The following is a 14,631-nucleotide window of genomic DNA, read 5'->3' on the forward strand; positions in this document are numbered from 1 at the left end:
CCACGCCAAGAAATCGGACGCTGCCGTCCAAGATTTCCTTCCAAGGCAGGGATAGCCATGCCCGACGGTTGGCATCTGGGATCAGAGGACATCGCCATGGCGATCGATTTCACGCTCACGCCACAACAGCGGGATCTTCAGCGCGCGTCGCGCAAATTCGCCAAGGAGGTGCTCAGCGAGGCCCGGCGCGCTGAGCTGCTGGCAACACCGGAAGAACGCTTTCTCGCGACCCGGCCCACCTATGAAGCGATGGTCGCGGCCGGCTATTTGCGCAAATGCATTCCGTCGCCGGCGGGTGGCGAGAATGCCGGCTTGATCGACATGGCGATTCTGGCCGAGGAATTCTACAGCGTGAACGCCAGCGTGACACTGACGATGCTCGGCACCGTGCTCGGATTGCTCCCGATTCTGCTCGGCGGCACGCCGGACCAGTGCCAGCGCCTGCTCGTGCCGTTCCTGAGGACGAGTGGCGCGCCGCTCGCCGGATTCTGCTCCAGCGAGCCCGGCGGCAGCGCCAATTCCGGCTCGCCCCCGCCGGGCGAAGGGGTTCGCACCACCGCGAGACGCGAGGGCGACAATTGGGTCATCAACGGCCGCAAGAAATGGGTCTCCTCAGCCACGGGTTGGAATCGCGAGGGCGCCGACGTCCTGTGCGTCGTGTGCCGAACCGACTCCGCAGCGCCCCCTGGTGAAGCGATCTCGATCATTGCTGTCGAGGCACCGGTCCAGGGGCTTGTGTTCGAGCGCGCCATCGACGCGATCGGCCATCGCGGGCATCTCGTGCCGCAGTTCGGCTTGCAGAATGTCGCGGCACCGCACCACAATCTGCTCGGCCAGGAAGGGGCGGGGCTCGCCCTGACAGCGGCCGCCTTCACCGGAACCGCGGCGCTCGTCGGCATCTTCGGCGTGGCGTTGATGCGCGCGGCCTTCGAGTTCGCGCTGCATTTTGCCCAGACCGAAAAACGCGGCGGCGTTCACCCGATCATCGAGCATCAGGCGGTCGGATACGCCCTGGCCGATGCCAAGACCACGATCGAAGCCGCACGCTATCTCAGCTGGCGGGCGTGTCACGCGGTCGATACGCAGTCGCCAGGTGCGGATGAGCTCGCAATCGAGGCAAAAATCTTTGGCTCGGAAGCGGCGGTGCGCGTGATCACCGATCTCATGCGGGTGGTGGGCGTCGACAGCTACGATCACGAAGCGCCGTTCGCCCGTCTGCTCCAGGACGCGCTGGCACTGCCAATCTTCGACGGCGGCAATATGGGCGTGAGGCGACGGCAACTCCATATGATGTTTCGGCAGGGCAGCTACGATCCGCTTGCGGCAAGCGGCGCAGCTTGAGGGAGATGGTCATGGGCACCGAACGGAAAGTCGCCATCATCACCGGAGCATCTCAGGGGATCGGCGCGGGGATTGCGGAGGCTTTTCGACAACGAAACTACCGGGTCGTCGCGACCTCGCGATCAGTCAAGTCAGGCGCTGATGCCGACATGCTGGTCGTGCCGGGCGACGTCGGCGATCCGCAAACGGCGCAGCGGGCGTTTAGCGCGGCGCTCGAGCGTTTCGGCCGAGTCGACACGCTGGTCAACAACGCCGGCATCTTCATGGCGAAGCCGTTCACTGCTTACACGCAGGCCGATTATCGGGCCTACGTCTCGACGAACGTTGACGGGTTCTTTCACATGACCCAGCGTGCGCTTGACATCATGGGCAAGCAGGGGCACGGCCATGTCGTCACGATCACGACGAGTCTCGTCGACCAGCCGATGAGCAGCGTCCCGGCCGCCTTGGCGTCGCTTACCAAAGGCGCCTTGAATGCGGCCACCAGGGCGCTCGCGATCGAGTACGCGAGCACTGGTGTCCGCGTCAACGCTGTCTCGCCCGGCATCATCAAAACGCCGATGCACCCACCAGAGGCGCATCAAGCGTTGGCCGCGCTCCACCCCATGGGCCGGATGGGAGACATATCCGACATTGTCGATGCGGTACTGTACCTCGATGGCGCGGGGTTTGTGACAGGCGAGATTCTCCACGTTGATGGCGGACAGTCCGCTGGCCACCACTGCACCTAGGCCAGCGCTGCATCTGTCGTAGGTGTGACCGCGGAGGATCGCGCCCATTTCGCATGTTTCACATTCAACGACGTCGAGAGTCTCGAGGCGGCGGCCAAGGCGGGTGATGATCTTGCCGGGATTCCGATTTTAGCATTTCGCCACGATCTCGGGATCGACCAGGAACTTCCAACCGTAGAGTTCGCCCGTGCGGCGCGTCGCATCCGTGACAGCAAGGGGGCCGCGCTGCTCATCGACGAAGTTCGCGCCGGGCGGCTGCCGCCTGACGCACCCGGTCCAATCAGCACCTCGGCCATTCTGACATCCTTTGACTCAACATGCCGGGAGCGGGTCCGCTGTAGGGTCGACTACGTGCCCAAGAACGAAGGTCAATCCGTCAAAATGAATGTGCGCTGCGCGAGCGACGTGTACAAGATGGATCTGGGCGCCACGATCGAACAAAGCGGCTCGGAACTTTCAGGAAACTGGTTTGAAAGCTAGTACCGCGTCGGGGGCAAGGTCTGGGAAAAATCAGAATGGCGTGATCGATGCCCGCATCGAGGGCGACAAGATCACGGCGTTGCTCGTCGTTCGTACGAAAGGAAGCCGCCAGTCCTTCGTCATGGAGTCGCCAGGAGCTTCGGTGTCCGAGGTCTCCATCGATCTTACGCGTGATGCGCGATGAAGCGAACAAAGTGCCGACGGCCGCATCCTGAGCCCGCCGGTCCGAGGGCGCGGACTCATTGAGACGCAACCACAACCGAAATCGACGAGAGTCGAACAAATGCAAGGCAGTTGGCATCGAGCCTATCATGGCGCATCGCCACGCGACGACATTGCTTGATCCCTTTGAACAGGCGTTCGATCTGGTTGCGAGCGCGATAGAGGCTAGACCCAATGATCTCGGGCCGGTTTCAGTCGGACGCTTCGCGGTAGCCGGCTCCAAGCATAGTGGCTGGGGTCCGCCGCTACCCTCAAGGGCCGTCCTTTTGGGCTGCGCGATGTTTTGCCGCGAGTGAACAACTTCACACTTGTTTCGCTGAAGTAGCGATATGTTGTCTGTGCAATCGGCGGAGAGCCTGATGCACCGGCACCTGAATTGCTTTGCTGCGAAATCGATCTGCTCAAACTTGCTCGCTGCGCTGGAGCGCGATGCGTCTCGAATTAGACGCATTTCGGTCATCGATATTGTGCAATTTGTGATTGTGGTCAACCCAATGTCCGCGGAAGGTGGGGAGGCGGCCATGAGTTCAGGGTAAAGCGACTGCATCGCCACGTTTCGGCCCATCCGGTTGAACGTGCCTATCCATCCTATCCTTCGTACAATTTTTCTGATTACGGCCCGGCCAGACGGCGCAAGTGGCGATGGTGCCGGAATTTTCTCCAATGTTCGTTGGCTCGGCATCACATGGCGATAGTCTGTCCCAACTGTCATTACGACAATCCTGCCGGCAAGGGATTCTGCAGGTATTGCGGGAGCCGTCTCACACCGCCGCCACCAGAGCCAGATGCCGTCGATAACGATGAAGTGCAGCGGTTGCTCGAGGCACTGCGCGAAAGCAAGCAAGCGATCGGCTCGCTGCAACAGGACCTTGAGAGCGCGACGCGTGAACTGGACGAAGCAAGGGATGAGCTGAACGTCCTGCGGCAAAAGGCAATTACCGATACGGTGAACGATACCGAGGAGCGCATGGCCGAGCACAACCGCCTGCGCGGCAGCCTTGCCGAGAGTCAGAAGAGCGTCGAGGCCCTGCGGTCGGAGCTTGAGGCCACAAAAGTGCAGTCCGGCGCCATTCAGGACAAACTCAAGGAGGAGATCGCAGCCGGCCAGGCGAAGATCGTGGCACTTGCGCGAGAACTTGACACGACGAAGCAAAAGGTTGCGGCCGAGTTCCATGGCAAGGTTGCGGCAAGCGAGCAGCTCGTGGACGCGATGAAGCAACAGCACGCCGATGAGCTCAAGAAAGTCACGGACGGTCACCATGAGAAGATCGCAGCGCTCACGCGCGATCTTGCGACGGTCAAGGAAAGGGTGGTGGCCGAATTCCAGGGCAGGCTGACAGCAAGCGAGAAACTGATCGAAACGCTGAGGCAGCGCCATGCCAACGAGATCGGGAAGGCCGCGGACGATAACCAGGACAAGGTCGCGCAAAAGGACGCATTGATCGAGGAATTGCAGAAGAAACTGCATGGCCTGGTCGAAGACGGCAAGGTGCCAGCCACGACCAGGCGGTCCTTCGGCACGATGGCGATGGCGGCGCTGGCTGCGGTTTCGGGCGGCGCCGGTGGCGTTGGCGGATACTTTCTCCAACCAGACTCGGCCTCCGGAGCGACGCAGGCCAAGCTGGACGAGGCCAAGGCGCTCAATGAAAAGTTGCAGACGGCCTTGCAGTCCCAGAACGAGGTTTATGAGAGGACCCTCAGCGACTTGAAGCGGGCCGAGGCTCGGCTCAGGGATCAATCAGCGTCGAACGCCAATGTTGGCGCGAACGAGGAACTACATCGGCAACTGAACGAGGCGCGCGCGGCGAGCCAGCAGCAGCTGTCGGAGGCGCGCGCCAAGGAGCAACAGCAGGAGGGCAGGCTGGCGACGCTTCAGGCCGAGCTCGACCGAAGCAGGCAGGACATTGCGGCGCGAGATCAGACCATCGCCGCGCGGAATCAGACCATCGAGCAGCTGAACAAACAGCTGCAGGTCGCCAATTCCTCGGATGCGCGAGCGCAAGAACCGAAGACACAGGAAGCGAAGCCGCACGAAAGGGAAGTGAAGCCAAGGCCGCGCAAGGCGATCGATCTCGAACAAACGATCAGAGACCTCGAACGGGAATACGGCATTCCCAGATTTGGCAGGTGAATCGAGACATCTCGTCTCCCGAAGCAGGCTCGGCCTCATCTGCCCGGATCACCACCCAAAAAAAGACTGCGACGATCCCTTCGGAACGTCGTGACCATAGATGATCGTGTCGCTGCGCCCAACAGGGCGCGGCAAGGGAATCTATTGCTCATTCGGCTGTTCGCTCCAGATGTCCATCGCTCAAGGAGAAGATCTCGATGCCCGTCGCTCTTTCATATCCCGGCGTCTACGTAGAAGAAGTGCCAAGCGGCGTCCGGACGATCACCGGTGTCGCGACGTCGATCACTGCGTTCGTCGGCCGCGCGATTTTGGGGCCCGTCGACAAGCCGATCACGGTATTCGGATTCGGTGATTTCGAACGCCGATTCGGCGGCCTCGCAGTCGATCATCCCATGAGCTACGCCGTCGCCGATTTTTTTCGCAATGGTGGCGGGCAGGCGATCATCGTCCGCATCTTCAAGTCAAAGAAGGATCCCGACGGGAAGGACCTCAAGGCGAGTGTGAAGGTCGGAGGTCTGGTACTAGAGCCGGCTTATCCGGGTGCATGGGCGAGCGGACTCGAGGTCACGCTCGAGAAGAACGTCTCCGTCGATGCGGCGCGACGGTTCGGCCTGGAAAAGGAAGATCTCTTCAACCTGAAGGCCGAGCTGACGGTGAACGGGCAGGTCGTCGCGCGCGAACAGTTTCTCAATCTGACGCTCAAGAACGAGCCGGCCGCCCGTGCGCAGCGGATCGATCGCGTCCTTCAGCAATCGTCGGAGCTGCTTCGTGTTTCTTCTCCGAGCCTGCCGGAAAGGATCACCTTTCCCGCCGATCAGAGCGCCATTTCCGCCCCAGCCGAGATGCCCCACGACGGCGTCGAAGATGCGATCGATGACGATGACAAAGTCTATATCGGCGACAAGAACAACAAGAAGGGACTGTACGCGCTCGAAAATGCCGACCTCTTCAACTTGCTTTGCATCCCGCCGGACCAGCCAGGTGGCGACACCTCTCCGGCAGTTTACAAGGAGGCGATGCGCTACTGCACCGAGCGGCGTGCGATGCTGATCGTGGATCCGCCATCGGGCTGGGGCGACAACCTTGCGGGCGACAATCCCGCCGGCAAGCTTGACGCTCTCGGCTTCAGCGCTAACGATACACGAAACGCCGCGCTGTTCTTTCCACGGGTCAAGGCGCCCGATCCGCTCAGCAAGGGGCAGCAGGCGACGTTCGTGCCATGCGGTCTCGTCGCCGGCGCGATGGCTGCAACCGACGCGCGGCGCGGCGTATGGAAGGCGCCGGCCGGTCTGGACGCGGGATTGAGCGGCATTGATGGACTCGCGACCAAACTCACCAATGGCGAGAACGGCATCCTCAACCAGATCGGCATCAACTGCCTCCGCAACTTCCCGATCTACGGCAACGTGATCTGGGGTTCCCGTACGTTGCGCGGCGCCGATCAGCTGGCGGACGAGTACAAATACATTCCGGTGCGCCGGCTCGCCCTCTTCATCGAGGAGAGTCTGTTCAGAGGGACCCAGTGGGTCGTATTCGAGCCAAATGACGAGCCGCTCTGGGCTCAGATCAGACTGAACCTCGGCGCCTTCATGCACAACCTGTTTGTGCAGGGCGCCTTCCAGGGGTCGACGCCGGCCGCGGCCTACTTTGTGAAGTGCGACAAGGAAACCACGACGCAAAACGACATCAATCTCGGCATCGTCAACATCCATGTCGGATTTGCACCGCTGAAGCCCGCCGAATTCGTCGTGCTTCGGATTCAGCAGATCGCCGGCAATATCCAGACCTGAAAATAGGGGGAGACCATCATGGCTCAGTTCAGCGTGAATACGACCCGGTTCGATCCCTACAAGAACTTCAAGTTCAGGATGAAATGGGACGGCAAGTATGTCGCCGGCATCAGCAAGGTCAGCGGCCTGAAGCGGACCACCGAGGTGGTCAAGCATCGCGAAGGGGGCGATCCCAGCAGCAGCCGGAAGTCACCGGGCCGCAGCGAGTACGAGGCGATTACGCTCGAGCGCGGCGTCACCCACGATACCGAGTTCGAGAAATGGGCGAACAAGATCTGGCATTTCGGTGCCGGGCTCGGAAGCGAGGTTTCGCTGAAGGATTTCCGCAAGGATCTGCTGCTGGAGGTCTATAACGAGGCCGGGCAGGTCGCGATCACCTACAAGATCTATCGTTGCTGGGTCTCGGAATACCAGGCCTTGCCGGACCTTGACGCCAATGCCAACGCGGTGGCGATCCAGCATATCAAGCTGGAAAACGAGGGTTGGGAACGCGACGAGAGCGTGGTCGAGCCGTCCGAGCCGACCTTCATCGTGCCCGCGCAGTGATGCGATGGCGGTCCCGTCGACACAGCACCTGCTAGCGGCCTGGGAACGCGGGCGCGCGGTGCCGCGACAAGATGAACGCGCGCTCGCGCTGTTAATGGCGGCGCACGCACATCTGTCGCGCGCCGCTGCCGCCGAACTGCCGATCGGCGAACGGGATCGCCGGCTTCTGACGCTGTACCAGGACCTGTTCGGTCCGAGGCTCACGGCGCTGGCAACCTGTCCGGAATGCAGCGCATCGCTCGAACTCGAATTCGATGCCGAAGCGTTCGGCGCGGCGTTGGAGGACGAGTCCGTCACCGAGCCGGCTGAGGCAGCATTATCGTTCAGCCACGACGGCTATCACGTTCTGTTTCGCTTGCCGAACAGCCGCGATGTGCTGGCCTTGGGCCATGGCCGGCCGGATGACGAGAACAGGTTGCGTCTGCTCGAACGCGTGGTGCTTCGCGCATCACGCGGCGATGAGGAGGTGCCGGCGGCGAACCTGCCCGCGACATTGATCCATGCACTGGAAGAGCGGCTGTCGCTTGTTGACCCGCATGCCGATATTCGCCTGGATCTGGACTGCTCCGCGTGCCGGGCGCAATGGCAGGCGCCGTTCGACATCGTGTCCTTTCTCTGGAGCGAAGTCGATGCGTGGGCGCTACGCTTGTTGCGTGACGTGCACCGGCTGGCACGCGCCTATGGCTGGCGCGAGGCCGATATCCTGGCGCTGAGCTCACCCCGGCGCCAATGCTACCTGGAGCTGCTGGACGAATGAGCGGGTATTTGGCCAATCTCGCAAGTCGTGCAACGGCGCTGGAGCCTGCCGTCAGGCCGCGCCTGCCGTCGATCTTCGGTCCGGCGCCCGCTTCGGCATGGGATGGTCCGGCCACCGTGAGCGAGGATGCGCCCCAGGTTGAAGGCGCTGCGCCGCGTCGCGAAGATGCGGTCTTCGTAGCGTCCGTGTGGCCGTCCGAGGCTGCTGCCAGGGACGAACTTCCAACGGAGCAGGCCAGCGCGCCGCAACGAGCCGCCACATCGCCCCTGCGCAGCGACGGGATCGCCGCGCCTTCAGTGAGGTCTGTCACGGGAACGGCCGCGACAGATCATCCTTCGATGCGGCCACGCGATGCGACAACGGCAGCGCTCAGTGTCCCGCTGCAAGCGCCGGCAGGTGGTGCGCCGGATGATGTGGCCGGCAGCAGCATTTTGACGGTGCAAACGGCCAGTGCTCGACCACAGTCACCGGCATACACCGGGGCGGATGACGTGCTGCGCAGCAACGACCCAGCCGTCGAAGCGCCGCGACCTCTGTCAACGCGCCCAACTGCGGTGCAAGGCAAGGAGCGCCGTGGACGATCCTCTGATGTGCCGCCAGCCGGGCCGGCTCTTGCTCCCGTCGCGGTCCCGAGACGCGTCGATCCGAAGTATCCGCCCAGCCATGACCGTGGTGAGCCGCTGCGGCCCATGGCGGCGCAACGCGCGCGAGCCTGGGAAGCACGCGATGGCGTCGCGCCCGCAAGTCCACAGGATGCGCATGCTGATTTGGTCTCGGATATCGCCGAACCATCGCGGCAATCTTCGCTGGATCGGAGCGGCCAAGTGCTCCGGGAGAGGGCAGAGATTGAGGCGACGTCACCCCGTCGAAACAGGTCTGATCCGGGCCAACGATGGCCGCAGGCCTCCACGCATGCGCGCCAAGACCGCACCATTCGAAGCGAGGCTCCGTACGACGAGCGCTCGACGGCCGCACAGCCGGTGGTTCATGTGACGATCGGGAGGGTTGAGGTGCGGGCCTCGATCTTAGCCGAGCCACGGCAAAGGACACGGTCGTCAACCGGTGCAACCAGCCTCGACGACTACCTGCGCCAGCGTTCGGGGCGGAGCAGCTCATGAGCAACCCTACAGCCATCGCCGCCGTTACCGCGACAATTCGCAACCTGCTTACCCTGGGCGTGACGTCCGACCCCGATCTGGTCGATACCATCGTCACCATGCAGGCACCGCATCTGGCGCGCATCAATGGCAACAGTGCCAACCAGATCAACATCTTCCTCTATAGTGTGCGACCGAGCGGAAGCTGGTCCAACATGCCATCTCCGGCGACGGTACGGCCCGGGGAGTTCGGCGTTCCGGTTCTCGGACTCAATCTGCATTATTTAATCACCGTGTTCGGCCGCGACAACGACGCGCAGCGTCCGTTCAGCCACCAGCTGCTCGGCCGCGCCATGAGCACGCTGCACGATCATCCGCTGCTTGGCGCCGACGAGATCAAGGCGGCGCTGCCCGGTAACGATCTGTGGAATCAGGCGGAGCGTGTCCGCTTCACGCTGTACCCGCTCTCGATCGAGGAGATCGGAAAGATGTGGCCCGGCTTCCAGACCCATTATCAGCTGTCGGTGGCCTACGAAGCCGCGGTCGTTATGATCGACAGCACGCGACCCACCGTGACGCCGCTTCCGGTTCTCACGCGTGGGCAGTCCGACCGCGGTATCTCAGCGCTTGCGAGTGCGCTCTCGCCGTTTCCGACCATTGATAGGGTCGAGCTGCCGAACAAGCAACCCGCGGCACTGCCGGGAGACGAGATCAAGCTTAGCGGCCGCAATCTGTCCGGTGACCGTGTGACTGTAAAGTTCGCGAGCCCGCGACTGGCCGAACCGATCGAGTTTCCGGTTGAGATGCCGGCTGATGATGTGTCGAGCGATTCCAAAGTCAGCGTCAACTTGCCCGCTGAGCCGGCGAATTTACCTGCTGGCCTCTACACGATTTCCGTGATTGTCCGGGATCCGGTGCAAACTGACCGGGCAGGAAACAAGATCCCGCCGTCCGTCCACACCAGCAATGAGATGCCGCTGTCCGTCGCGCCGCGGATCACGTCGGACCTGCCGGTGCCGGCGCAGGTCGCGCAGGGCACCGCGACGATTTCGTTGAACTGTGTGCCGAAGGTCCGTCCCGAGCAGCGCGTTTCGCTGCTGCTCGGTAGCCGCGAGATCCCGGCAGTGCCGCGAACCGCGCAGACCGGCCAACTCGCGTTCGTGGTCACCGACGCGGTTGCTGGGGAGTTCTGGATCCGTTTGCGTGTCGACGGTGTCGATAGCCAGCTGGTCGATTATTCAAAGTCGCCGCCGATCTTCATGGACCAGCAGAAGGCGAAGCTCACATGAGCGAGGCGGCAAAATGGGAAGCGCTTAATTCGCGCCATCTCGCGGCCGCCCTGAAGCGGTTGAAGCAGCGGCTTGAACAGCTTGCGAGCGGAGAAAAGTCGAAAGCGCAGGACGCAGGCCCGGATACGCCGGCCGCCAAATCACGCGAGGACGGCTTGCCGGCGTTGCTGCTGCTCGAACGGGCGCTCGGCCTTTCGTCTTTCGAGCGCGATCTATTGCTGCTCTGCGCTGCTGCGGAATTCGACAGCGCATTTCCTTCCCTGTTCGCCAAGGTGCAGGGCGATCCCGGCCGCATCGCGCCGACATTCGCACTTGCCCTGTCGCTGCTCGACGATCCGAGTTGGGATGCGCTGTCGCCGGAGCGGCCGCTGCGCTATTTCAAGCTGATCGAGATCAATCAGCCCGGAGCCCAGGCACTCACGGTCAGCGCGTTGCGGGCCGACGAGCGCATCGTCAACTATGTCAAGGGCCTCAATTATCTCGACGATCGGCTGGCGCCCTATGTCGCCGCGGTCGGGTCCGATCAGCCCGCCGCCGAAATGCCGCCTTCGCAGGTCGAACTCGCCCGGCAGGTCACGGCACCGTGGCGGCTTGCCGCCGCCACGGCGCCGCCGCCGATCGTTCAGCTGCTGGGAGCCGACGCTGCCAGCAAGCAGCTCGTTGCGCTCGATGCTACCGCGCAGCTGCAGCGGCAGCTCTACCGCATGCCGGCCGACGCGCTGCCGGCGCAGCCGGCGGAATTGGAGATGCTGGGCAGGCTGTGGCAGCGCGAAAGCCTGCTGCTGCCCGTCGCGCTTTGGGTCGACGCGCAGGAAATCGACGCTTCCGATGCGCATGCCGCGACGATCCGCCGATTCCTGGCCCGCTGCGGCGGCTTCGTGATGTTGTCCGTGCGCGAGCCGTGGCCGCGGCTGCCGCGTGACACCAGCATGGTCGACATCCTCAAGCCGACGATGGACGAGCAGCGCGCGGCGTGGCAGCGCATCTGCGGCGACGGTGATGCGCAAGGCCCGGCGGCACTGGCCAGCCAGTTCAATCTCAATATTGCCGATATCACCAGGATCGCGGCGATGACCAAGGCGGAGCAGGGCTCCGGGAAGGCACCGCTGCGCGACCGGCTGTGGGACGCTTGCCGCGCGCGGGTGCGGCCGATGCTGGACGCGCTGGCTCACCGCATCGAGCCGAAGGCGACCTTCGACGACATCGTCCTGCCTGCGGAACAAACCGGCCTGCTTCACCAGATCGCGGCGCAGGTCAACCAGCGCGGCAAGGTGTATGGCGAATGGGGCTTTGGCGCGCGGGCGAACCGCGGACTCGGCATCAGCGCGCTGTTTGCCGGCGACAGCGGGACCGGAAAGACGATGGCCGCCGAGGTCATCGCCAACGAACTGCGGCTGAACCTCTATCGCATCGATCTTTCCGCCGTGGTCAGCAAGTACATCGGCGAGACCGAGAAGAATCTGCGCCGGCTGTTCGATGCCGCCGAGGATGGCGGCGTTATCCTGTTCTTCGACGAAGCCGATGCCCTGTTCGGCAAGCGCAGCGAGGTCAAGGACAGCCACGACCGCTATGCCAATATCGAGATCAACTATCTGCTGCAGCGCATGGAAGCCTACCGGGGGCTGGCAATCCTCGCCACCAACATGCGCAGCTCGCTCGACAATGCCTTTACGCGGCGGCTGCGCTTCATCGTCAATTTCCCGTTCCCCGGCGTCGTGGAGCGGCGAGGGATGTGGCAGAAGGCTTTCCCGCCGCAAACCCCCGTGGGCTTGCTCGACTACGACCGCCTGGCGCGCCTCAACCTGACCGGCGGCAGCATCCACAATGCCGCGTTGAACGCGGCGTTCCTCGGCGCGCAGGCAAACTCGCCGGTGACGATGCCGCTCGCGCTCGCCGCCGCGCGTGCGGAATTCGTCAAGCTCGATCGCCCGGTCAACGAAGCCGATTTCCGCTGGCTCGAATCCAGAGAGGCCAACGCATGAATATCCGCCTGCATATCGAACGCCTGGTGCTCGATGGATTGCAACTGAAGGACTCGGACAGCGCAGCGCTCAAGGCGTCGCTCGAAGCCGAGCTCGGCCGCCTGCTCACGGAAAGCGGCATCAACAGCGAGATTGGCGGGAGCGGCGCGTTGCCGTGCGTCGATGCCGCGCCGATGCAGGTGAGACGTGACGCGACGCCGGCCCAGATCGGCAGCGGAATCGCGCAGTCGGTGTTCTCAGGGATAGGAAAACTATGAGCGGACGGACCTCGGCCACAGTACAGAAGCAGAGCGGCACGCCAATGATGCCGAGCCGCATCCTTCAGCGCAAATGCGCGTGCGGCAATCATACCATCGGCGGGGAGTGCGAGCAGTGCGGCAAGAAGCGACTGCTGCAACATAGGCCCACCGTTGGACCGAACAACGACCCGCTGGAGCTGGAAGCCGAGCGGATCGCTCACCAAGTTGTGGCGGAGCCGATATCTTCGGCGAATGGCTGCGCGCCGCATATCCAGCGCACGGCAACGGTTTCACGTCAATCCGCACAGGTGGCGCCTCCAAGTGTGGAACAGCCTTTGGCCGATCCGGGCACCGCACTGTCTTCCGATCTGCGGGCAAAAATGGACGGAAGATTTGGATACGACTTCTCGCACGTGCGAGTCCATACCGGGAGTGCCGCGGAGCGGTCGGCGCGCGAGGTTGGAGCCGATGCCTACACGGTCGGGAATGACATCGTTTTCGGTGCCGGCCGCTTTGCGCCCCACTCCATCGCCGGCGAGCGATTGTTGGTCCACGAGCTAGTGCATGTCGTGCAGCAGAGTGGTGCTATCGGGAGCAGTGGAGGGTCAACATTCGGCGGTGGCTCCCGGCCATCAGGTCTGACGCTGCAGCGTCAATCATCCGGCGATCCGGATGCCGGCGCGCGCGGCTCACAGGATGAACAGAAGAAGTGCATCAGGAGGTTGGGGGCCTGTCCGGACGGAGAGCGGAGCGGAATTCCTACTTGCGACGAAGTTCACGGCTACAACGAGCAGTGCAGGCGCGAGACCGGCTATCAAGGTCCAGACGTCGTGGCCGAATGCCCGTCAGGATTCGTCCCTGACTGCAGGAAATCGCCGGAAGGCGAGCTTGCGCCGAAACAGCCGGAGGCGCCGGCGCCTATTCCGTGCAACGCTCCATTCAAGAAGGCTGATACATTTGCTCAACTCATAGAGTTGATCCGCGCCGCCGAAATGCGCCTTTCAAATGCCGGAATATCTTCTGCCAAGGATCAGATCCATGCGCTGCGCGGTATCTACTACGGCACGACATGGAGCCTTGACTACACCGGATCCCCGGGCAGCAAAGGTGAAGCGAGTGAGACGCGCAACGAGGGCTTCCAACGCTTCACGCGACCCTCGTCGAAACCGGAAGACAGCATCCCGCGCGACGTCCGGCCGCTGCTGGACTGCGGCTTGTTCGACGCTCTGAAATTGAGTCAGGACGTTGTCGAGCCTGCTCGCCACATTGATTTCGGTCATTTGTTGATCGCATTGGATGCGCGGTACGATCCCAAGCTGATGAGCCGCATTTCATATCCTTATGCAATCAAGGACGTCGACATGGGGGGCACGGGCACAGAGCTCGTGACTTGGCTGGGCGACTTGGGTGGAGGCGCTGCAAGAGTTGCACTACTGCGAGTGGGCAATCCCTCTGCGAGCGTCAAAGCGGCCTTTAGCGCGCCTTCCGACTACGGCGGCACCATCAATTTGGAAGGCGACATCGCTGGCTTTGTCGTCGCGACGAGCCGGAAGGACTCGGTCACCGCGCCGGACATTCCAAGTGGCAAAGGTTTGTCTGACGCTCTGCAAGACTATCTGTCGCCGGCAGCGCCGGGCACGGCATGGAAGGGGCGCGCTGCGACGTTCCTTTCAATGTATGGCGGAAAGCTGGACCCGGCATCCGGAACGCTGACGAACCGTTCGGAGTTGGCGTCAGTCATGGCGGAAAAGATTCAGGTATTCGCGTGTAACTATTTGGCTTCACGCGTCAAAGACAAAAAGACAACGGGGGTTGGGTTCAGCGACGCGAAGGCCGCGGCGGACCACGTGATTCCGGCTTCGCAGGAAGTCGCCGAAACATTTCTCGATGCCCTCACCGATGCCGCGCAATCGGGCGGCAACATCGATGCTAAGCGCTTCCCGCAGCCGAAGAGCAAGGTGCCCGGTGCATGCAGCCTGCAGATCTGGGCGGGAGGCGCTCTCTCTATTGGACAGTGACGAATTCG

Annotated in this window: 10 protein-coding genes and 2 pseudogenes; all 12 read left to right on the plus strand. The window is 62.8% G+C overall.

Annotated features, from left to right (window positions below; all coding sequences use genetic code 11):
* Nucleotides 1-96 precede the first annotated feature (96 nt).
* The 12 genes and pseudogenes from HZZ16_RS16615 (at nucleotide 97) to HZZ16_RS16670 (ending at nucleotide 14,623) form a co-directional block, all read left to right on the plus strand.
* Nucleotides 97-1,341, plus strand: coding sequence for an acyl-CoA dehydrogenase family protein (locus tag HZZ16_RS16615; RefSeq protein WP_210342494.1), 1,245 nt, complete (start codon nucleotides 97-99; stop codon nucleotides 1,339-1,341).
* An 11-nt stretch (nucleotides 1,342-1,352) separates the two neighbouring features.
* Nucleotides 1,353-2,072: an SDR family NAD(P)-dependent oxidoreductase gene (locus HZZ16_RS16620; protein ID WP_197949593.1), complete on the plus strand. Its 720-nt coding sequence runs from the start codon at nucleotides 1,353-1,355 to the stop codon at nucleotides 2,070-2,072.
* Between the two features lie 12 nt (nucleotides 2,073-2,084).
* A pseudogene (locus HZZ16_RS16625) lies at nucleotides 2,085-2,324 on the plus strand (aminotransferase class III-fold pyridoxal phosphate-dependent enzyme); the annotation flags it as partial.
* 1,135 nt (nucleotides 2,325-3,459) lie between these two features.
* Nucleotides 3,460-3,531: pseudogene (locus tag HZZ16_RS38615) on the plus strand (zinc-ribbon domain-containing protein); the annotation flags it as partial.
* Nucleotides 3,532-3,588: 57 nt separating this feature from the next.
* Nucleotides 3,589-4,905 (plus strand): coiled-coil domain-containing protein, encoded by a 1,317-nt coding sequence (locus tag HZZ16_RS16635; RefSeq protein ID WP_197949595.1) that lies wholly within the window; start codon nucleotides 3,589-3,591, stop codon nucleotides 4,903-4,905.
* 197 nt (nucleotides 4,906-5,102) lie between these two features.
* Nucleotides 5,103-6,695 (plus strand): phage tail sheath family protein, encoded by a 1,593-nt coding sequence (locus HZZ16_RS16640; RefSeq protein ID WP_197949598.1) that lies wholly within the window; start codon nucleotides 5,103-5,105, stop codon nucleotides 6,693-6,695.
* 18 nt (nucleotides 6,696-6,713) lie between these two features.
* Nucleotides 6,714-7,241, plus strand: coding sequence for a phage tail protein (locus HZZ16_RS16645; RefSeq protein WP_197949600.1), 528 nt, complete (start codon nucleotides 6,714-6,716; stop codon nucleotides 7,239-7,241).
* Between the two features lie 4 nt (nucleotides 7,242-7,245).
* Nucleotides 7,246-7,998, plus strand: a complete 753-nt coding sequence (locus tag HZZ16_RS16650; RefSeq protein WP_197949602.1) for a T4 family baseplate hub assembly chaperone — start codon at nucleotides 7,246-7,248, stop codon at nucleotides 7,996-7,998.
* 1,114 nt (nucleotides 7,999-9,112) lie between these two features.
* Nucleotides 9,113-10,384 carry a Pvc16 family protein gene (locus HZZ16_RS16655; protein ID WP_197949604.1) on the plus strand — a complete coding sequence of 424 codons (1,272 nt, stop codon included), beginning with the start codon at nucleotides 9,113-9,115 and terminating at the stop codon, nucleotides 10,382-10,384.
* Nucleotides 10,381-12,366: an ATP-binding protein gene (locus HZZ16_RS16660; RefSeq protein WP_197949606.1), complete on the plus strand. Its 1,986-nt coding sequence runs from the start codon at nucleotides 10,381-10,383 to the stop codon at nucleotides 12,364-12,366. The genes HZZ16_RS16655 and HZZ16_RS16660 overlap by 4 nt, the downstream gene beginning before the upstream one ends.
* Complete coding sequence (locus HZZ16_RS16665) at nucleotides 12,363-12,623, plus strand: hypothetical protein (RefSeq protein ID WP_197949608.1); 261 nt, start codon at nucleotides 12,363-12,365, stop codon at nucleotides 12,621-12,623. The genes HZZ16_RS16660 and HZZ16_RS16665 overlap by 4 nt, the downstream gene beginning before the upstream one ends.
* Complete coding sequence (locus HZZ16_RS16670) at nucleotides 12,620-14,623, plus strand: eCIS core domain-containing protein (protein WP_197949610.1); 2,004 nt, start codon at nucleotides 12,620-12,622, stop codon at nucleotides 14,621-14,623. Before HZZ16_RS16665 ends, HZZ16_RS16670 begins: the two co-directional genes overlap by 4 nt.
* Nucleotides 14,624-14,631: the final 8 nt, after the last annotated feature.

Origin of the sequence: Bradyrhizobium glycinis (assembly GCF_016031655.1) — a bacterium.
Lineage (GTDB): Bacteria > Pseudomonadota > Alphaproteobacteria > Rhizobiales > Xanthobacteraceae > Bradyrhizobium > Bradyrhizobium glycinis.